Raw genomic sequence first — 20,176 nt, forward strand, 5'->3', positions numbered from 1 at the left:
TATATATTGTTCTCTGTCATATTAAAAAGCGTAGATTTTGCATCAAATCTACGCTTTCAATCCTTTTAGTTTCATATTTTGATCAATAATCCCCCACATCAAATTTACGATCCCGATAGTAGAAGTCCCTATCCTTTTCAGTGATTTCGCGGATTATCTTACATGGATCACCGGCAGCTATTACATTATCCGGAATATCCTTAGTTACTACACTTCCCGCGCCGATCACCACATTGTTTCCTATGGTTACTCCCGGCAGAATACATGTATTTCCGCCAATCCAAACATTATCGCCGATAGTAATTGCTATTCCATATTCATAACCTGAATTGCGAGAGTCTGGATGAACAGGGTGACCAGCGGTATAAATTGAAACATTAGGTGCAATCTGAGCATTGTCACCGATTTTCACCTTTCCAACATCGAGAATAGTAAGATTATAATTGGCAAAAAAGTTCTCGCCCACCTCAATGTTATAACCATAGTCGCAATGAAAAGGAGCTTCAATATTGATATTTTTTCCTGTTTTACCTAGTATTTCTTTAATAAGCCTGTCTTGAGCTTCGAAATTACCAGGTTCAAGATTGTTGTACTTATATATCTTCTTTTTGTTTTCAAGACGTTCCTCGCTTAAGCCGTCCATCCATGCCTTGTAAGGAAGTTCTGCCAACATTCTCTCTTTTTGATTCATTTTTATCTCCTGGTTATTCATTACACAATGATTCCCACTACCATTTCCTACAAAAGTTAACAGCTTTTATCCATCGCATTTCTTGCATGCTCCACATAAAGGGCAGCATTATCAAGTATCCCCTGCTTTTCCTCATCTGTCAGCTGTCTTACTACTTTTGCAGGAGAGCCATAAACCATGGAGCCAGAAGGTATCTCTACATTCTCCGTAACAAGGGCGCCGGCACCAATTATACAGTCATCTCCTACCTTGGCACCGTTCATTATAATGGCTCCCATGCCGATAAGGACTCTGTTTCCAACCTCACATCCATGAACTATTGCGCTATGTCCGATGGTGACATCATCTCCAACTACAAGCTTATATTTTTTATCAACATGAAGGCATGCAAGATCCTGGATATTGGTACGTTCACCAATTGTAATCTTGCAAGAATCTCCTCTTACTACAGCGTTATACCAGACAGCACTGTCCTTACCTATCGATACATCACCTATTACTTTTGCGCCATCTGCTATGTAAGCAGTTTTATCAATTACATGTTCAGTATTTTTCATTACGCCACTTTTCCCCAGCTTACTTCAGATCATACTCCAACCTGACAGTTATAGTAGCAGTCTTATAACGTGAGCTTGTGTCGAAGGCTCCGTCGTAGGAGTAGCTGCTTGTGCCTGAGTTCTTGGCTGTGATCTGGAAAACTCCAAGGCTTGAGTTTTTGAGTTTTCCAAGCTTGGCACCGGAGTTCTCAGCAACTATATCGATCCTGTCCTTGGCATTTACAGAAGCTTTATCGATAAGGTCAAGCTTTAGGGCATCAAGATCTGAATAGTAGTACTCAGGATAATCAGATGTCAGTTCCACTCCTTTATCCAAAAGAGTTGAGATATCTCTGGAAATCTTTTCAACATTATCGAGATTACCTGATGAAACAGTTACGCTCTGGGTAAGCTGATAACCATCCGGTTCAGAGCCCGTATAATTACCGTTAGCATCATAAATATCTCTGTAAGTTCTTCTGATATCAACTGAACTGAAAACTATCTCATCCTCAGATACGTTGTTATCCAAAAGATACTGTCTTACATAATCTGCATCCTGTTTAACTTTTGCATAGGCTTCCTGAGATGTATATGCAACTGATGAAAAAGAACCTCTCCAGATAATAATGTCTGCTTCAAAATCAACGCTTGCGCTTCCTGTTGCAGAAATGACATGGCTGCTCTCTGACCTGAAATGAGACAAGCCAAATGCCAAAAGTGCACAGCTTGCTACAATGCAGACCCCAATAATAAGTGCGTTTACCCAACTATTTTTCTTTACTTCCATAACAACCTCCTGATAAGTAAAAGTGATGCCATTCACAAATAGCACCACTTTTATCATAGCATTTTTATTAAATTTACGCATTTCATATGATGGTTCAAATAGACCATTATCCGAAATCTACTCTTGCCGCTCCCGGTCAAATCAGTCCGCACTCGTAGGTCTCGACGGGATGTCCCAACAGCTCTATGATTTTAAGCTCTTCCACAGCGTCATATACTGCGTTATGAACTTCACGGTATCTGCTATCGCCTGTTAAATAATGCATGATCGGCTCAACGCCATAGCCTATCTTTAATCTGCCGGTTTTACAGCAAGGAAGCTCCGCAGGAATAGATGTGTTGAACTGCCTGTAGGCAGCTATACGCATAATGTCGTACCAGTCAAATTCCTGCAGCTCCGGAAGGTGATTGTAATCAAACTTTGCATTGTAAGCAAAAATTTTATCTATACCATTTTTATTCAAAAAAGCTTTCAGATCAGCCAATGCATCTGCCCTGTTCATTGATTTTCCTTTAACTCCGCCATAATACATAACATTGGAGTAAATACCGCCCACACGGCATTCCGGGTCAAAGACATAATATCTTTTCCCAAGAAGTTTATAGGTAGACGCATCTGCTATTGCAACGCCAAGACTCATCACTTCATCATTCCAATTGGTCTCAGTATCGATAACTGCAATTACGGCACCAAAATCATAGCTCTTTACTTCTTCAACCAGTCTATTTTCCTTAGCTTTTTCCTTATTCCCGGACTGATTTTTTATCATGTTCAAAAACTCGAGTGAGCCGTTCATATAAATCCTGCTTTCAATTATCTGGAACTTCTGTACTGAACAGGAGTCATTCCATATTTCTTCTTAAAGAGTCTGTTGAAATGCTCAACATTCTGATAGCCTGCTGCCTCTGCTACTTTCTCAACTTTCATGTTACCATTGCGAAGAAGTGTGCTGGCCTTATTGAGTCTTATCCTCTTCACATTCTCTCCAAAGGTCATTCCGGATTTTTCCTTAATGTACTTTGAAAGATATGGTTTTGAAAGATAAAACTGTTTTGAAAGATCATCAAGTGTTACTGTCAGGTAATTCTCCTGAATATAATTGATGATGGAGTTAATTCTTTCATCCTTACTATTCTTGATGTCTTTTACCGTATCAATCTGATTAACCGCTATTACAAGAGCGTTGATGGAAGATTTGATAATATCTTCATCAATTCCTACGCCCCAGAACTTCTTGCCATTGAAGGTAATGCCAACATATGTGCAGGCCTTTGAAGATGAACCTCTTGAAAGAGCATGCTCTTCATAAGTTGAAAGCTCATAGCTCACATTAAAGTACTGCTTTATAGCATTACTTACAGCGTCAAGACGACCGTTACCATTGGCCTCAACAATATGCTCTTTATCCGCATGAGCAATTGTAACCTCTGCAAGTATACCATCAATCTGCTTAAAGTGAACAGAAGGAATCTTGAACACATTGTCGTTGTGGACGTATTTGTCCTCGAAAATCTGATAGATTCTGGCAGGTGAAAGCTCAGCATGCTCTCTGTCAGAAATATCCTTGATGGTGTAGCTGACATCGGCCTGCATTTCCTTAGGAACCATCATGCCATAGTTAGTCTTAAGAATGTAGCTTACGCCGCCTTTACCGGACTGGCTGTTGATCCTGATAACATCACCGTCATACTCTCTTCCAAGGTCTTTTGGATCAATAGGAAGGTATGGAACTGACCAGATTCCGCCATCCTTTTTCTGCTCATGCCAGGCAAAGCCTTTTGAAATAGCATCCTGATGAGATCCTGAAAAAGCAGTAAATACAAGCTGTCCTGCGTATGGCTGTCTCTCATATATGTGCATTCTTGTAAGGCGCTCATAGGTCTCACCGACCTCTGTGATATGGCTGAAGTCAAGCTTTGGATCAACACCATGTGAATACATGTTGATTGCAAGAGTCACGATATCAACATTTCCTGTTCTCTCACCATTTCCAAAAAGAGTTCCCTCAATCCTGTCTGCACCGGCGAGGCATCCAAGCTCAGCATCACTGACGCCGGTACCTCTGTCATTGTGTGGATGAAGAGAAAGAACTACCGCATCACGGTACTTAAGATTCTTACTGATATACTCAACCTGAGTTGCAAAAACATGTGGCATTGCAATCTCAACAGTTGTTGGAATGTTGATGACAACTTTATTCTTTGCAGTTGGCTTCCATACATCCAAAACAGCATTGCAGACATCAACTGCATAGTCAACTTCTGTTCCCGGGAAACTTTCCGGTGAATATTCAAAAGAGAAATTGCCTGTTGTCTCTTTTGCAAGCTTATCAAGAAGCTTTGCGCCATCGACAGCAATTTTCATTACTTCCTCTTTGCTCTTTTTAAACACCTGCTCACGCTGTGCTACAGATGTGGAGTTGTAGAGGTGAATGATGGCTCTTGGAGCACCCTTTACAGCTTCGAAAGTTCTTTTGATAATATGCTCTCTTGCCTGTGTAAGAACCTGAACTGTAACGTCATCAGGAATCATGTTCTTCTCAATAAGAGTCCTGGCGAACTCAAACTCGGTTTCAGAAGCTGCTGGGAAACCAATTTCAATTTCCTTAAAGCCGAGGTTAACAAGCATGGTAAAGAACTCTAGTTTCTCATCGAGACTCATAGGCTCAATAAGTGCCTGATTACCATCTCTTAGATCAACACTGCACCAGATTGGCGGATGATCAAGGTAATCTTTTTTTACCCAATCATAGGTTGCTTTTGGCGGCATAAAGTACTGACGCTGATACTTGTTAACGTTTTTCATTGCTTTCTCCCCTTGATGTTTTTTATTGTAGCGATATTAATTATGTTCATCTTTATTGATATTTTTTCGCAAAAGAGATTAATATTGCTCTGTTTTATTGATAAATATTATGTTACCACAATTTTGTCCAATTACATCATGGTGAATTTAATCACTTTTATTGATTAAAATTAATGTGATTCCTTGCAAAGAAATATTTATGAAAAAAGAATCAGCCACGTTGGCAAGACGTGGCTGAAATAGGTAGGAGATTTCTTATGACTATGTATGTCATTTGATTGTTAGCTCTTGCTAACAATATGTATGTTAGCATTGTCTAACATGTTTGTCAAACACTTTTTTTAAATTTTTTTATTTTATCTCTCCCAAAACCTTAATAAGTGCATCATGAGCAAGGGTAAAGGCTTCAATTCCGGACAATTTTCTGCCTTCGCCGGAGGCAATTGAAACATTGTTCTGCTCAAGATCTGCAAATCCAACAAAATCAAAAAGGTGTGGCTCGAGAGATAAAAATCCATCAAATCCCTTTTCGAAAAGTTTTGTCAGTATCAGCTTTACATTTCCATCCCCAAGACCTGCAGGAACAACACTGCCGTCTTTTAAAAGCGCGTCCTTGACGTGAACATAAACAATGAAATCTTTCAAAAGCTCATAAGCTTCCAGCGTATCCTGGCCTACCTGAACAAAATTCGCAAAATCAAATATAGCCTTGAAATTATCTCCATAGAACTCATCCATAAGCTCACGGCATTCTGCTGCCTTGTCGCCATAGATTCCTTTTTCATTTTCATGAAGGAGTAGGATTTCTTCTGACTTTGCATAGTCTACAAATTTCCCAAGGCGATCAAAGACCTCTCCCTTATACATTTCATGTTTATCTTCAGGAACATAAAAGCTGAACATTCTGATCCTTGGTGTTTCCATCAGATGTGCTATCTCGACAGCTCTTTTGAACTCTTCAAAATGCTTTTCAAAGGGATCTGTTATCTGGATCTTGCCAAGAGGTGATCCAAGAGCCGAAAGGGCTATTCCATTTGAATCCAGTTTTTCCTTAATTTCTTTTACCTTCTCGTTACTGTGGAAAATAAGGTTGTTACCGTCAGCACCTCGCATTTCAATATGCTTCATGCCAAGTCCCTTTATTCCTTCTATCTGTTTATCAAGTTCAGGTGCAATTTCATCTGCAAAGCCTGTAAGAATGTATTTTTTATCCATGATTTATCTCTCCATTTTTAGGCTTTTTATTCAAAACATATGTCTGGCCAATTCGCTATTTAGTATGTTCCCGTAGTGTCAAAAACAATTCCCTTGTCTTCCTTCAGTTTTGATGTTGCTCTCCTTTTGTCCAATTCTCGAAAAAAAAGGTCTTCGTCAAACGGAAGTTCAATAGTCTCATCGAGCCAGGATGAAAGGTACATTGCATTTGAAAGAGTAAGTCCGTTTATTCCTTCTATTCCCTCGGCAACAAGCTCTCCCTTTCCCAAAATTTTGTCAGCAAATGCCTTTAAGACTCCAACATGCTGTTCATTTAGCCCATCTGTCTCAATCTCCACTCTGGTGCAATCCGGCTTTTTAAATCCTTCCTTTTCATGCTTGCAATGCTCAAAAACGCTCTCTGAAAGCTTGTCAAAAATAAGCTTGTCATCTTCGCAAACTATCTTGCCCATTTCAAAAGTAAGTTCAAGTCTGTTTGTTCCGGGAGCATCACCTGTTGTAGTAACAAAAACTCCTGTAGCGCCGTTTTCGAACTCCATATAAGCTGTAACATCATCTTCAACTTCAATATCATGCCATTTTGCATTGTGACAAAAAGCTCTCACTTTTACAGGCATGCCGCAGAGCCACTGCAACAGATCAAGCTGGTGAGGGCACTGATTTATAAGCACTCCGCCACCTTCGCCTGCCCATGTTGCCTTCCACCCGGCTGCATCGTAATAACTCTGAGTCCTGTACCAGTCAGTAATTATCCAGTTCATGCGCTTTAGCGCACCAAGTTCTCCACTTTCTATCATCTCATGGAGTTTTCTGTAAACACAGTTTGTTCGCTGATTGAGCATTATGGCAAAAACTTTATCACTCTTACCTGCTGCCTCATTCATCTCTTTTACCTGCCTGGTATATACACCCGCTGGTTTTTCTGTGATAGCATGAACTCCGTGAGAGAGTGCATAGATCACATAATCAGGATGCATATAATGTGGCGTTGCTACAAGTACCGCATCAACATCTCCTGAGTCGATCAGTTCCTTTCCATCTGAATAAAGAGCCAGATCCTTTGACAGCTCTTTTTCTGCAAATGAAAGCCTTTCTGGCCTGGTATCAGACACCGCAGTCAAAACCATGTTAGGCACTTTGCCTTCCAAAATGCTGCGTGCATGGTTGGTCCCCATTCCTCCAATACCAATAATCCCAAGTCTTACCTTCTCCATGTAACCACCTTGTCAGTAATTATTTACCGACTCCTTTCCATGTATATTCCCCATAAAATCAATCAAAACAAGCATTCAGGAATACTATATTTTCCACTATTTTAGTCCTCTGATTCATGATATGATATATACATATATAACTATTTATATGTACTTTTCCGACTTCTTTTGCAGCCGGTATAATCTGCAGATAATTAAGAACTATACGGAGAGCGTATGAAACATCCGATTTTCACTCAGGGACAGCCCTATACAATTGCATATAGAAAAAACAAGCCTCAAAACCCGGTTGCGATTCACTCACATGACGCAGCAGAACTTTATCTCACATTAACAGATTTAGAGGATGTGATTTTGGAGGATAAAGTCCTGAGGGTACCGGCTGGAACTTTGATAGTAATTCCACCCTTCTGCCTTCACCAGCTCTACCACAACAGCGATGTGTTCTATGAACGATATGTCATCAACATTCAGATGAAATGGCTTGATGATGTATTTTCAGGGACAGATGATTCTCTGCACTACTTAGGCCAGAGCTCAGCTCCTGTTTTGATCTCTCTATCTGATGATCAGTTAAAAGAAATAATAAAACAAATAAGAAAAATGATAGTTTTGGGGAATGAATTTAACTCAAGGTCATTTTCAGAATTCTTTCTTCTGATGGCCAAGATTGACGAGGCAGTATCTGAAACTGTCTCCAAGAATAAAGATGTGTACAACACAAATAAAACTCAGGAAAAAGTCAGCGAAATGATCAGCTACATAAACGACCATATATGCGATGAAATATCCGTTTCATCTATCGCTGACCATTTCTACCTAAATCCTGACTATATTTCCAGGTTGTTCAAGAGGTATGCTCATGCTTCCCTCGGAAAATATATAAGCCTATCAAAAATGAGCGCAGCTCAAAACCTTTTAAAACAAGGCTTTTCCGTTAAAGAGGTACAGGAAAAACTAGGGTATTCAAGCTATGCTCACTTCTTTAAAACCTTCAAAAAAATCGTTGGCATATCACCAAGTACTTTTAGGAAAAACAACGCAAAATAACCAGATTACAAAACAAGTTCTTTTACAATATCCTTAAGCTCCTGCTTTCTGTCATTTAGCAGCAGGAGCTTATTGTATTTATAATAAGCATCATTGCCTGTCTCACGGACAAATTTAAGACTGTGGTAAGCGCTTGATAACTCCGTAAGGAAAATAACCATTTCCTGACTTCCTGACAAAGACTCTTTATCTCCAAAGGTCTGCTCAAGGAACTCAAAGCTGTTTGTAAGATGTCGTCCGGTCTCCACAATCCTTGCCTGCCTTGCATCTTCTCTTTCTTTGAACCAGCTCTTTGAGGCTTCAAACTGATCACCATCAGTTAACGTTAGTTTTTCCACAAGCTCTTTCAAAATAGTAACAACAAGTCGCCTTGTTCGCTCATCCTCTCTGCTGATCATGCCTATAGAAAGCTGATCCTCAGTCTCTTTTTCCAACAAAGCAGCCCTGTTTTCCAGATAATCGCGCACACCTTCTGCATTCTCTGCCTGAAGCTTTCCTGCTGCCTTGATGATTTCAAACAGTTCCTTCTGAACAGCCTCATCCTGCGCATAATCTCTGAATTCTTCCATGAGCTTATCAGACAAAAGACCTATGATACTAAGCTTCTCATCGAAAGATCCTTTTCGTAAAGTCTCCTTATCCTCAGGAAATCTTCCCTCCAAAATATCAGGTATCTTGTAAAGCTCATTGTATCTTCTGTACAGCTCATAATATGTAGCAAAATTCCTCGCTATTTCCTTATTCTGCAGATACTGGGCAGTAAGGTTCTCATCAACACCAATACCAAGTTTCTCATAAACCTTGATTATCCTCGATAAATCTTCCCAGCCTCTGGCTGTCACAAAGCTCCTGCCATTTACATCTGTACTTATGTTGTAGAAATTATCTTTTTTAATCTCAAGATAGGCCAAAATAGAGCCATGAACTCCCGCCTTGTAGGCGTAATCCTTCCAGGCTTCAAAATCTTCTTCAATGTTGATCTGCCGTACTCGGTCCAAGGTTACAATATCAAAATCCCTAACAGACTTATTGTACTGGGGCGGATTACCTGCGGTAACAATTATGTAGCCTTCAGGAAGCTTATGTGATCCAAAGGTCTTGTACTGCAGGAACTGAAGCATTGTAGGCGCAAGCGTTTCAGACACGCAGTTAATCTCATCGAGGAAAAGAATTCCCTCTTTTACCCCTGACTTTTCAATCTGCTCATAGACAGCCCCAATAATCTCACTCATAGTGTACTCAGTCACAGAATACTCTTTTCCCCCAAAGCTCTTTTCCGTAATCTTTGGAAGACCTATTGCGCTCTGCCTTGTGTGGTGAGTTATTGTATAGGACACAAGTCCAATTCCCAGCTCATGGGCTATCTGCTCCATAACTGCAGTTTTACCTATTCCGGGAGGACCCATGAGAAGGATTGGCCTTTGCCTCTCCACAGGAATCTCATACTGTCCCACCTCATCTTTTTCAAGATAGGCTCTCACTGCATTTTTGACTTCAACTTTTGCTTCATCTATATTCATGATCTGCTTCCTCTTTAATCATACATACAATTTCATTGCCCAAACAGGCACATTTTCATCCTCATAGTCACCGTCCTGCGGAAAAATAAAGGCAGTGTCATACGAAGTCTCTTTTTCCGGATAGATGCCGTAGCCATCAGTAAAATAGATAAGACCCTTGAGATTCTCAAACTCGCCGGATAGTTGCAACTTATCAACATAGTCAAAGACAGGCCTGAAATCTGTTCCATAGCCGCCTTCAACATGTATCCCGGTAGCATATTTCTTCATTGCTTCTACGCTGTCAATAAGTTCATCCCTCTGAACCTGATCATCACACTGTATAACATGTATTTTTATCTTTTGGAAAAAAGATCCTTCTGTAAAAAGAAGTCTTGCTGTCTCATTAAGAAAGTGCTGAACAAGTTCGTCTTTACAAGACGCTGAAGTGTCGATGGCTATTACCAGCTCTTTTACCTTGCGAACTTCCTTAAACTCATTCTCCTCGATCAGAGGCATATTCCCATAGTGCTCTATTCCAAAGCTGTACATGCCATAGTCAAAGCTGTCCATGTCAATACCGCCCTCTTCGCGGATAACCTTAAAGCGGTTTAAAAACTCCCTGTAATCAGTCCGTGAAGTATTCTCGTACTTCAGTATCCATGCAAGTTTCCCGAGTTTATCGCTATGTCTTTTGCCGATAGTCTCTATCTCGGTTTCCATACGCTTTGCTGATTTTTCCCAGTCTTTTTCTTTGTTCTGTATAGCCTTAAGCCTTTTGGGATTTATGTACTTTTCCGTCGTTTTCTGATCTTCATTTTTACCGGAAGGGCCATCAAAATCCTCATCTATCGGAGGCTTCTCTTTCTCTTTGCCATCAGGCTTTTGGTCGTCTTTGGGAAGCCTTTGCCAAAAGCTGTGGTCATCCATCTTAAACTCTCTTGAGAGCTTTTCTATTTCCAAAATATCTATGTTATTTTCAGGATCAGAAAAGAACTTGTATAGCTTTTCTACCGTCAGGACCTTCAGCTCTTTTTCAAGGCGCTCGTACCACCTTTCGCGATAGTCCGATGTAACCCTGTAAATGCACTGATAGTCCATCCCATCAAGGATCATCTCCACCACTATGTCAGCACACAGGTCAAAAAGATCCACATCCTCGTATCTGGCCGAAGTGTACATGTGCCTGAAAATACAGTGAAGTATCATGTGAAGATAGGTTCTGTTTAATTTCCCCGGCTCTTCCACAAACAAAGATGACACGTAAGTCGGATTATACCTGATGGACACAGCATCAGTACCTACCGTAGTCGTTGAAAGGTCCATTTCATAAGAGAGCGAAGAAAGAGCTTCTCCCATAAATCTCATGGCTACGTAAAGCTCAGTTCTTGATGCTTCAAGAACCTGCCATCCTATCTTTTCAAGTTTTTCCCTGTAACTTATCTCCTCGTGTAACATAAGTTTATTGTCTGACCTGCTCCATGATCACATTAGTTTTCATTACATCGTACTTACAAATTTACCCAGCGGATTTTCATGTACTTTCATAGCTCCCTTTGGGCAAAACTCCTGACAACAAAAGCACTTAATGCACTTGCTTCTGTCAATCTCAGGGACCAGTAAAGCCTTCCCCTTCACATTTCTTTCTACCATTGTGATAGCCTTTGCAGGACATGTCTCATAGCATTTCTTGCAGCCAACGCATTCTGACGCCTTTACCTGTGGTCTGGTCTGTAAAAAGAGCTTTATCAATACGGACTTCATCTTATTGCCAAATCCGTCTCCGCTAAAGTCAATTGACTGATGTATAGTTGCTCTCTTAAAATCAGCTATCTTAATATGCTCTCCATCAGATGAAGAAACAATATCAACATCTGCAATGCTTTCAGGTCCAAGGCCCCTTTCAAAAGCAGCCCCTATAGTCGGAACATCCCTGATGCCCATTCCAATCATGTCTGCGCAGACAACGTCAAGAGCATAGGGCTTTTTAGAGGCCAAGACTGCACCGATATGTCTTTTGTCTCCTGCTGTAGGGCCATTGCCCTCCATTCCATCTATGGCATCAACGATATAAAGCTGCGGCTTAAAAAACTCATTGAGATCCACCATGACATTGGCAAACGCCCTCTCCTCTGGAAATCTCATATGATACTGAGGCTTAGTAACTCCGGGGATAGTTCCGAACATATTTTTAACCGCACAGCTCATACCCATCATAGCGTGAGTCTTAAGCTTTGATATATTTATGATAGCATCCACATCATCAAGCCAGCCTGTATAGGTAAAAGTCTTTATGCTGACTGCATCTGCAAACTCTGCATCTTTTTCCGAAAAGTCTTCATTAAGCTTCACCTTTCCGTCAAAATCCTTTTCAAGCTCAAGAAGCCCGCATGCCTTATAAATTCCAGACACGTAGTTTTTGTTAAATACTCCTCCCGGACTGTCTCCTATGACAACCCTTGCCCCCATTTGTGTCAGGCGCTCGCATAGTCTTCTGACAATCATAGGATGCGTTGTCACTGCCTTTTCCGGAGCTGCTGCCCCTACAAGATTAAGCTTAAGCCCAACAGTCATGCCTTCCTTAACAAAAGAAAGACCATCTATCTCATCAATTGCCTTATCAAGGCTATTTTTCACAAGTTCTTTATCGTATGATGCACACTTTTCTACAGATACTTTTTCAAACACCCTTTACCCTCAACATTTTCACTAGAATTCAAATCTCGAAACACTGGCCACAGGTGGCTTCTTACTCCCTATCAAAACTGCACTCAATAGAGTAAGTCCCTTTTCTGAAGCAAGCTTTATAGCATGATCCATGGCCTCATCATCCAAAAATGCGATCAGCTTTTTTATCAGATTCATCGGAGAAACCTCATCAGCATCCAAAGCTGCATTTTCTCCACTGCTTTCAATATTTTTTATGAGTCTTTCCACAATGCTTTTGCCATTTTTCTTTATAAAGCTCTCGTACTTTTCTTTATAGCCTTCTGCAAGCTCATATGGAAAAAGAACTCTTCCTATGGCGATATCTTCTGAAACAGCGTTTCCATCTATAACGGCCTTTTCAAAAAGTTTGTCATACTCCCTGTAGTTCACGTTCTTTCGGTCAACGCATTCCCTGTAGATCATCCCGCTGCCGCCAATCGAAAACTGGATTGTCCTTGCCATGGTATTTTCAGAAAAATCGTAAACATACTCAGGAAAAACAAGGCAGGATGTATATTCATCTCTTTTTATCAGAAACCTAAGTGTCTTGTCATTATCAGCCAGAAAGTTTCGAATTACCTCATACCAATTTCTCTCTATACGTATCTCAATATCAGACAAGGAGTCGCACTGCCTGCATACTCCGTCATAATAGTCATCAATACTGTCAAAAAGACTTATCTTCCTTAGTTTCCTGCAGTTATGAAAAGCAAAGCCGTAAAGAGTCTTTATAGTATTCGGAAGAACAACACTTTCGATATCATCTCTTCCGGAAAAAGCATGATTACCGATAGCCTCAACCACATAGCCATCAATTCTATCCGGCACAACCAGCTCTCTGACACTTCCCTCAAATCCTGTAATCTCTGCAAACTTATGACTGTCTTTTTTACTTACATTTATTACATATAAAAATGGCATATTGCCTTCACCCGACCTCAAATAAATTCCACCTCATAATAATATACATTCTAAAAATTACCAATTCAAGAATATATAGATACATGAGATTTCTATGTAAAAAGGGATATCAGCATCTTTGCCAATATCCCTTTTTATAACCATCATTCAATGGTATCCATATTCAGTGATTTTTCTTAACTCTTCAGGAAGAACAGCGATAATAGCATCTTTGGTTTTGCCTTCAATATAATAAGGCTTTAACTGGCTCTTATCATATTTCTTAATACTATCATCAGCAGTTGCTGTAATGAGCAAATCAGTAAAATACCTCTCCCAACTAAAGAACTCCTTGCTTACACGCCTTAGAAAAGAACTGATATCCAGACTTTGAATCTTCTACCAACACCAAAACTTCTTTATCCAATGCCTCATTTGAATCATTATAAATTCTGTAAAACTCGTGGTAGACTTGCTCGGGGTAGTGATATTTACCTGTAGTCCTGATTCCATAGATTTCCTGAACACTATATGGCAAATTATACAGAGGCTGTCTTGTAATCAAGACAAAATAATTCGAAGACGCCTGTACCAACTCCGCAAAATCTTTGGAATAAATAAATGGATAATCTTCATCGATAAATACTATACTATCTTGATAAGCTTCTAAAATCGTCTTCCAAAGACCTGCATCTCCACCAAATACCACACAAGGAACATCTGACTGTACGCTAATGCCACTTTCTTTTCCAAACCTTGAATGCGTCCCCAAAAGGTCCAAGAGTGTAGTCTTTCCAGATGCGCTATCACCTTGAATGACAGTAATATTCCTCTTTATATCAAATTCGTATTTAAGTCGCTTTGATTCAACAACTACATGATGTTTATTCTTCATATGTATAATACTTCCTAGTCATCAAACATATTTTAATGCTTCATGCATATAATCCTTGGCATTTGTTACCTTGATATTCTCATTAAGAATTTCGATTTCTATATCACCGCAATCATCAAAAGGCATGTAATATCTAAGATTTACGGTAATATCCTCTCTTCTTCCAATCTCTATAAGCCATTTTGCGCAGTTCTCTCCACAGCTTGTGGCATTGAAAACTAGATCCGGTCTTTTATAAATGCAAATAAGAGTCTGCAATCCACCTGATAGTTTCTCTGGCGGAATTGGTCCCAAAACATCACTTTCAATTAGCTGACCTCCCTTATAATGTGATTTATCAATATCTGTCATCATCTCTTCCACAAAAGGGTCTGCCAGCCATTCTTCATCATAATTAAATCTAAACCATGATGGCCCATGCATTACATCTTCTTTTTCACCAAAATATATTCTTAGCATATATGTTCACCTAATAAATGAAGTCTCATTATTACCGTATATCTTATGATATTATAGCATCATTTCTTCAATCATCGGAACTATATCATTTTTTACAGATGTACAAAATAGTTGTTGCCCAAAATGCAACAACCACTAATCTCAGCATACATTTTTACTGTGTCTTTGCGAATACTCCGAGATCTATCCGAAGTTATGGGCACTTCTGGATTTTATGCCACTCGCAAGAAAGTATATTTAATTGTCAAGTCTTACGGTTCTTGTGCAGACTTTTTCTGCAAGGGCCTTGTTGTGGGTGATCACTGCCATGCCCATGTTTCGCTCTTTGGCAATATCAAGAAGGATATTCCAGACCTGAGCCTGAGTGATCACATCCAGCATCGTTGAAATCTCATCACAGATAAGGATTTTTGTCTTTGGTGTAAGGATCCTTGCTATGCAGAATCTTTGAAGTTCTCCACCTGAGAGCTCTGAAGGCCAACGGTGCAACCACTCCTTCTCGATTCCCATTTTGGTCAAAAGAGCTTCATCCGGAGTAAAGCACTCATTAAGTGTCTTTTCCATTCTCCATCTGGGATTTACCGAAAGCTCCGGATGCTGATAGATAAGCTGCACCGGGCAAAAACCTTTTGAAGGCAGCTCCTTTCCATCTATGAGCACCTGGCCTTCCGATGGTTTCTCATATCCTGCCAGTATCCTTGCAAGAGTTGTCTTTCCAAAGCCGGATGGAGCAACTATTCCCACTCTCTCGCCTTCTTCTATTGAAAGTGAAACATCCTTCAAAACCCATGGACTTTTTTTGTCATATCTAAAGCTTATATTTTTTGCTTCAAGTTGCATGAGCGCACCTAACCTTTCCGCCTCTTACTTCACGCTCAGGCTGCGCACCGGCACAGGCATCGTCCCTGTATGGACAGCGGTCTGCAAAAAGACACCCTGAAGGAAGGCTTCCTGCATAGGGCTGTGCTCCGGGTATAGGCTTAAAGCCGTTTTGTGGAAGCGCATCATAAAGAGCCTTTGTGTATGGATGTCTAAGAGCATCTCTTCCACTTAAAAAGTCCTTTGTCGATGCAATCTCAACTATTGTTCCTGCGTAAAAAACTGCGATCCTGTCTGCCACATTAAGGGCAAGATCTATATCATGTGTGATCATAAGGATTCCTGTCCCCTGATCGGCAAGAGTTCTGAAATGCTTTAATGTCTCCATCGCCAGTTCAAGATCAAGGCCGGGTGTTGGTTCATCGGCTATTATAAGCTTTGGATCTCCCATCACCGCTCCTGAAATGAGCACACGCCTTGCCATTCCTCCAGAAAGCTGGAATGGATACTTTTTCTCTGTATCCCTGCCTAAACGGTACTTCTCAAAGAGTTCTTCCTGTCTTGCTTTGCTGCCTTTTACTCCCTGGACCTGCTTTCCAACCTTCATAAGTGGATCAAGATAATCCACAGACTGAGGGATAAAAGAGATTTCTTTTCCATAAAGATCAGGTGTAGCCTGCATGGAAAGTGGTTTACCATTGTATGTGATCTTTCCGCTCACAACTGCATTCTTAGGAAGAAGGTCAAGGACAGCGCTCGCCAAAATACTCTTTCCTGATCCGCTTGATCCAACAACAGCAAGGATCTCACCCTCTTTTACATCAAGTGAGAGTGAGTGGATAACTTCAAGGTTTTCTTTTTTTAATGAGTCGCCCTGGTACATAGAAAAAGCTACAACCAGGTCTTCAACGTTTAATAGTGTCTTTCCCATGTTCCCTCCTTACTCGTTACCACTGTTTGGATTCCAGAGTTTTTTGAGTGTCTCACCGATAAGGTCAAACAAGACAACAGCAAGTAGGAGCATAAGCCCTGGAAAAAGAGCCATCCACCATTTCCCGGTGGTGATATGGTTCATGGATTCTGCCAAAATAACTCCGATAGCCGGCATTTCTTTTGGCAGGCCAAATCCAAGGAAAGTAACTGATGCTTCATGCATGATAGCATGTGGGAACAAGAGTATAAGACCTATAAGATAAGCCGGAAGCACATGGGGAACCATATGTGTAAGGGCAATAGTCAGATAGCTTTTTCCCATTTTTCTGCTTGCCAGCACGTACTGCGTATTTCGAAGCTGCAAAACCTCCTGCCTCACGATTCGGGTAAGTGATGGCCAGTGTGTAAGGGCAACCGCCACAGTAACGCCAACTGTTCCTCTGCCTGCCATGCATGAAATAAGTATCAGCAAAACAAGATGTGGAAGTCCCATGCAAAGATCAACGCACAAATTCACAAATCGGTCCACAAATCCGCCAAATACCGCAGATGCAATTCCCATGACAAGCGCAACCACAGAGCTTACAAGAGAAGCCAAAAGACCTATCACAAGACTGTTTGAGAGTCCCTTGATGCAGCGCTTGAACATATCCCTTCCCATTGCATCTGTTCCAAAAAAATGCTGAGCGCTTGGAGCAAGGAGCTTATTTTCGTAATGAACACCATACTCGCTTGGATCAATAAAAAGGCCCCAGAAGAACACCCCTAAAAGATAAGTAGCTGCTAAAACAATAAGGAGAGTGAGTCGTGTTCGTCTGTTCCACAAAGATGTATTTCTCATGACTCCTCCTTTTCCCTGATCCTTGGATCACAAATTCCATACAAAATATTGGCAATAAGATTGCCTGTAAAAACAAAGAGTGCACTGATAAGCGCAATCCCCATAAGAAGAGGTGCATCGCCACTTAAAGCCGCAGCTGTAGTCGCTGTTCCAATCCCCGGATAAGCAAATACATTTTCAGCAAGTGCCATCCCGCCAAAGAGCTCACTAAATGAAGCAAACTGCAAAGTAATAGCAGGAAGCATAACGTTTCTAAGAACATGACGTCTAATGATCTGTCCCTGGTTCTCACCCCGGGCTCTTGCATACAAAATATAATCACTTCCGATAATCTCAACGACTCTTTGCCTTGTATAGAGAACCACTTCACTTATATTGGCCACAGTAAGAGTGATTACCGGGAGCACCAAATGATAAAGCCTGTCCCATACAGTAACTTCACTCTTTAATTTTCCCATAGGAACAGCCATTCCAATGGGGAACCATCCAAGGCTGACTGCAAATATAACAAGAAACATCAGTCCCAGCCAGAATGTAGGTGCTGATTTGACCATCAGGCAAAAGAGCTTTGTAATCCGGTCATATATTCCGCCCTGCTTTATTCCGCAGATAACGCCTATGACAAATCCCAGTATTCCTGACAATATCCACGCCAAAAGCATAAGCACTATCGAATATGAGAAGCGTTCAATAATAACGCTGCTAACTGCTTTTTTATATGTTATTGATATTCCCATATCTCCATGAAGGATATTAACAAGCCACTTAAAAAAGCGCGTAAAAACAGGCTCATTTAATCCCCAATGCTCCACAATCTCCTGTTTAGCTTCAGGTGACAATGTTGAGTTGGCTCCAATATAAGATACCAGCGGGTCAATTGGCGATTTTGCAATCAGTACAAAAGCCAAAAAGCTCACAAGTATCAATAAAAGAAGCATACGAATCAGTTCGTATAGGATATTTCTGGTTCTCATAGCTACTTACCTCAAAAAAGATACCACCTCATTCATGGGGTGGTATCCGAATGATTTATCTTCGATTTTAATATTTTATTAGTTTAACACCCAGTCCTTAAGGTTGCATATGATTGGGCTTCCATGTCCATGTGGATGCGGAATCTGCGTAGATTCTGAAATATCAAGATTATCTTTTACAAAGTATGAATGCTCTATATTTACAAGGTACAGGTATGGATACTCACTGTCACCGATAGCCTGCGCCTCTTTCCATGCAGCATTGGCATCTGCCTGATTTGATGCTGCAAAGGCTTTTTCAATAGCTGCATCGCAATCTGCATTTGTATATCCTGTTACATTGGCATACTGAGTCTCAAGGAACATCTCTGAATCATATGTTGAATAGATAACTGTTGGTGAGAACTGTCCCCAGCCCCAAACAATAGGAGTTGTATTTTCTTCTACTACAGCAACATCCCACGACTCGTTGCGAACGTTTATCTCTATTCCAAGGTTTTTAGCATTCTCAGCAAGAGCTGTCGCAAGCTTATAACGATCTTCATCGTTACCTGGAGCTATAAGATCAAATGAACACTTAAGATCTCCTTTTTCACGAATTCCATCGCCATCAGCATCAGTCCAACCAGCATCTTCAAGGATCTTTTTAGCCTCATCAACCTGATTGTCTTCATAGTCATCAGTTGAAGCCCAAGGAAGATTATCTGTGAAATTAACAGCAGGCTTTCCTTCGCCGTTAAATGCGTTATCAATGATCTCCTGACGATTGATACCGATTGAAAGTGCCTTACGAACGGCGATGTCACTTGTAACATTATTACCTACGTTGTACTCATTGCCCTGGCTGTCCTTCATAACCTGCTCTGTAAGAGTAGGAAGGCTCACATTACGAACGTCCATTGTCTCAAGCTTATGGAGAGTCATGCTGTCAATTGTCTCATTGATATATGTTGAACCAACCATGACTACATCAAGCTGACCTGATACTGCATTGGAATAAGCTGTATCCTGATCCATTGAAATGATGTTTACCTGCTCAATATCAGGTGTGCCACCCCAGTAGCTGTCATTGATCTGCAGAATGATCTGCTGATTTGTATCATACTGAGCAACCTTATATGCACCTGTTCCTATAGGCGCTGTATCAAATGTCTCGCTGTTATATGAATCGCTTGGAACGATCTGAAGCATTGCTACTGTATCAAGGAATGGTGAATAGCACTCATTAAGTGTGAATATAACTTTGTAATCACCGTCTGCTTCTACAGATTTAAGCTTTGTAAGATCAACATTTTCATTATTGGCCTGGTTCTTTTGAACCTCTTCATAGGTAAAAACAACATCTTCTGCTGTGAAAGGTGTTCCATCGCTGAATGTAACTCCCTCACGAAGATTAAATGTATAAGTAAGTGCGTCCTCACTTACTTCCCAATCAGTTGCAAGATCTGCAACATATTCAGAATTGGTATCAGCCTGGATAAGTGCCTCATTTACAAATGGATATCCATAGCTCATAAAGCCTTTAACAGGATCCATGCTCGAATCAAAAATAGATCCACCTATATAAACATTGATGCTCTCGGAATCATTAGATACCTCTGCATTTTCAGCTGTAGTTTCTGCCTGTCCCTGGCTTGCTTCCTGTTTTGCCTGTGCATTCTGAGTTTCTGAAGTTTGAACCTCCTTTGACTCAGTAGTTGCGCTCTGGCCACATCCGACCATAGAGAAAGCTAAAATGATCCCCAGTACTAATGAAATATTTTTACTCTTCATCCCCATCCTCCAATTTTTAATGTCTATTGGATTATATGACAGAGAAAAGTCCATTTTAAGCCCCCTGGGGGGT

The 20,176-nt window shown here is 40.6% G+C and carries 20 protein-coding genes; 1 reads left to right on the plus strand and 19 read right to left on the minus strand.

Going from position 1 to position 20,176, the window contains the following annotated elements; translation table 11 throughout:
* Nucleotides 1-82: 82 nt before the first annotated feature.
* The 7 genes from C4S54_RS04740 to C4S54_RS04770 all read right to left on the minus strand — a co-directional run bounded on the left by C4S54_RS04740 (nt 83) and on the right by C4S54_RS04770 (nt 7,251).
* Nucleotides 83-691, minus strand: coding sequence for a sugar O-acetyltransferase (locus C4S54_RS04740; protein ID WP_103868515.1), 609 nt, complete (start codon nt 689-691; stop codon nt 83-85).
* A gap of 56 nt (nt 692-747) precedes the next feature.
* Nucleotides 748-1,248 carry a gamma carbonic anhydrase family protein gene (locus C4S54_RS04745; protein WP_103868516.1) on the minus strand — a complete coding sequence of 167 codons (501 nt, stop codon included), beginning with the start codon at nt 1,246-1,248 and terminating at the stop codon, nt 748-750.
* A 19-nt stretch (nt 1,249-1,267) separates the two neighbouring features.
* A complete protein-coding gene (locus C4S54_RS04750) occupies nt 1,268-2,017 on the minus strand; it encodes an SIMPL domain-containing protein (RefSeq protein ID WP_103868517.1) in 750 nt (249 codons plus the stop codon).
* Between the two features lie 136 nt (nt 2,018-2,153).
* Nucleotides 2,154-2,813, minus strand: coding sequence for a hypothetical protein (locus C4S54_RS04755; protein WP_242973742.1), 660 nt, complete (start codon nt 2,811-2,813; stop codon nt 2,154-2,156).
* Between the two features lie 17 nt (nt 2,814-2,830).
* The gene (locus C4S54_RS04760) at nt 2,831-4,822 is read right to left on the minus strand and encodes a 2-isopropylmalate synthase (RefSeq protein WP_022774938.1); all 1,992 of its coding nucleotides are present in this window, start codon (nt 4,820-4,822) and stop codon (nt 2,831-2,833) included.
* 351 nt (nt 4,823-5,173) lie between these two features.
* Complete coding sequence (locus tag C4S54_RS04765; RefSeq protein WP_103868518.1) at nt 5,174-6,037, minus strand: sugar phosphate isomerase/epimerase family protein; 864 nt, start codon at nt 6,035-6,037, stop codon at nt 5,174-5,176.
* A 59-nt stretch (nt 6,038-6,096) separates the two neighbouring features.
* Complete coding sequence (locus tag C4S54_RS04770) at nt 6,097-7,251, minus strand: Gfo/Idh/MocA family protein (RefSeq protein ID WP_103868519.1); 1,155 nt, start codon at nt 7,249-7,251, stop codon at nt 6,097-6,099.
* A 216-nt stretch (nt 7,252-7,467) separates the two neighbouring features.
* On the opposite strand from C4S54_RS04770, the gene C4S54_RS04775 reads away from it, so the two are divergent.
* The gene (locus C4S54_RS04775) at nt 7,468-8,301 is read left to right on the plus strand and encodes a helix-turn-helix domain-containing protein (protein WP_103868520.1); all 834 of its coding nucleotides are present in this window, start codon (nt 7,468-7,470) and stop codon (nt 8,299-8,301) included.
* A 5-nt stretch (nt 8,302-8,306) separates the two neighbouring features.
* Here the strand turns inward: C4S54_RS04775 and C4S54_RS04780 are convergent, their stop codons facing one another.
* The 12 genes from C4S54_RS04780 to C4S54_RS04830 form a co-directional block, all read right to left on the minus strand.
* Nucleotides 8,307-9,821 (minus strand): AAA family ATPase, encoded by a 1,515-nt coding sequence (locus C4S54_RS04780; protein WP_103868521.1) that lies wholly within the window; start codon nt 9,819-9,821, stop codon nt 8,307-8,309.
* A gap of 18 nt (nt 9,822-9,839) precedes the next feature.
* Complete coding sequence (locus C4S54_RS04785) at nt 9,840-11,258, minus strand: vWA domain-containing protein (protein ID WP_103868522.1); 1,419 nt, start codon at nt 11,256-11,258, stop codon at nt 9,840-9,842.
* A gap of 42 nt (nt 11,259-11,300) precedes the next feature.
* Nucleotides 11,301-12,488: a DUF362 domain-containing protein gene (locus tag C4S54_RS04790; protein ID WP_103868523.1), complete on the minus strand. Its 1,188-nt coding sequence runs from the start codon at nt 12,486-12,488 to the stop codon at nt 11,301-11,303.
* Between the two features lie 21 nt (nt 12,489-12,509).
* Nucleotides 12,510-13,430, minus strand: coding sequence for a leucine-rich repeat protein (locus tag C4S54_RS04795; RefSeq protein ID WP_103868524.1), 921 nt, complete (start codon nt 13,428-13,430; stop codon nt 12,510-12,512).
* A gap of 147 nt (nt 13,431-13,577) precedes the next feature.
* Nucleotides 13,578-13,727, minus strand: coding sequence for a hypothetical protein (locus tag C4S54_RS15935; RefSeq protein WP_160110680.1), 150 nt, complete (start codon nt 13,725-13,727; stop codon nt 13,578-13,580).
* A 22-nt stretch (nt 13,728-13,749) separates the two neighbouring features.
* On the minus strand, nt 13,750-14,304 hold the full coding sequence (locus tag C4S54_RS04800; protein ID WP_103868525.1) for a hypothetical protein: 555 nt from the start codon (nt 14,302-14,304) through the stop codon (nt 13,750-13,752).
* A 21-nt stretch (nt 14,305-14,325) separates the two neighbouring features.
* The gene (locus C4S54_RS04805) at nt 14,326-14,763 is read right to left on the minus strand and encodes a DUF4869 domain-containing protein (RefSeq protein ID WP_103868526.1); all 438 of its coding nucleotides are present in this window, start codon (nt 14,761-14,763) and stop codon (nt 14,326-14,328) included.
* Nucleotides 14,764-15,000: 237 nt separating this feature from the next.
* Entirely contained in the window at nt 15,001-15,603 is a 603-nt protein-coding gene (locus C4S54_RS04810) for an ABC transporter ATP-binding protein (RefSeq protein ID WP_103868527.1), read from the minus strand.
* On the minus strand, nt 15,593-16,513 hold the full coding sequence (locus C4S54_RS04815) for an ABC transporter ATP-binding protein (RefSeq protein ID WP_103868528.1): 921 nt from the start codon (nt 16,511-16,513) through the stop codon (nt 15,593-15,595). Before C4S54_RS04815 ends, C4S54_RS04810 begins: the two co-directional genes overlap by 11 nt.
* Before the next feature lie 9 nt (nt 16,514-16,522).
* Nucleotides 16,523-17,356 (minus strand): ABC transporter permease, encoded by an 834-nt coding sequence (locus tag C4S54_RS04820; protein ID WP_103868529.1) that lies wholly within the window; start codon nt 17,354-17,356, stop codon nt 16,523-16,525.
* The gene (locus tag C4S54_RS04825) at nt 17,353-18,330 is read right to left on the minus strand and encodes an ABC transporter permease (RefSeq protein WP_103868530.1); all 978 of its coding nucleotides are present in this window, start codon (nt 18,328-18,330) and stop codon (nt 17,353-17,355) included. Before C4S54_RS04825 ends, C4S54_RS04820 begins: the two co-directional genes overlap by 4 nt.
* Nucleotides 18,331-18,408: 78 nt before the next feature.
* Nucleotides 18,409-20,103: an ABC transporter substrate-binding protein gene (locus C4S54_RS04830; RefSeq protein WP_103868531.1), complete on the minus strand. Its 1,695-nt coding sequence runs from the start codon at nt 20,101-20,103 to the stop codon at nt 18,409-18,411.
* Nucleotides 20,104-20,176: the final 73 nt, after the last annotated feature.

Source organism: Butyrivibrio sp. Su6 (genome assembly GCF_900108105.1).
GTDB lineage: Bacteria > Bacillota > Clostridia > Lachnospirales > Lachnospiraceae > Butyrivibrio.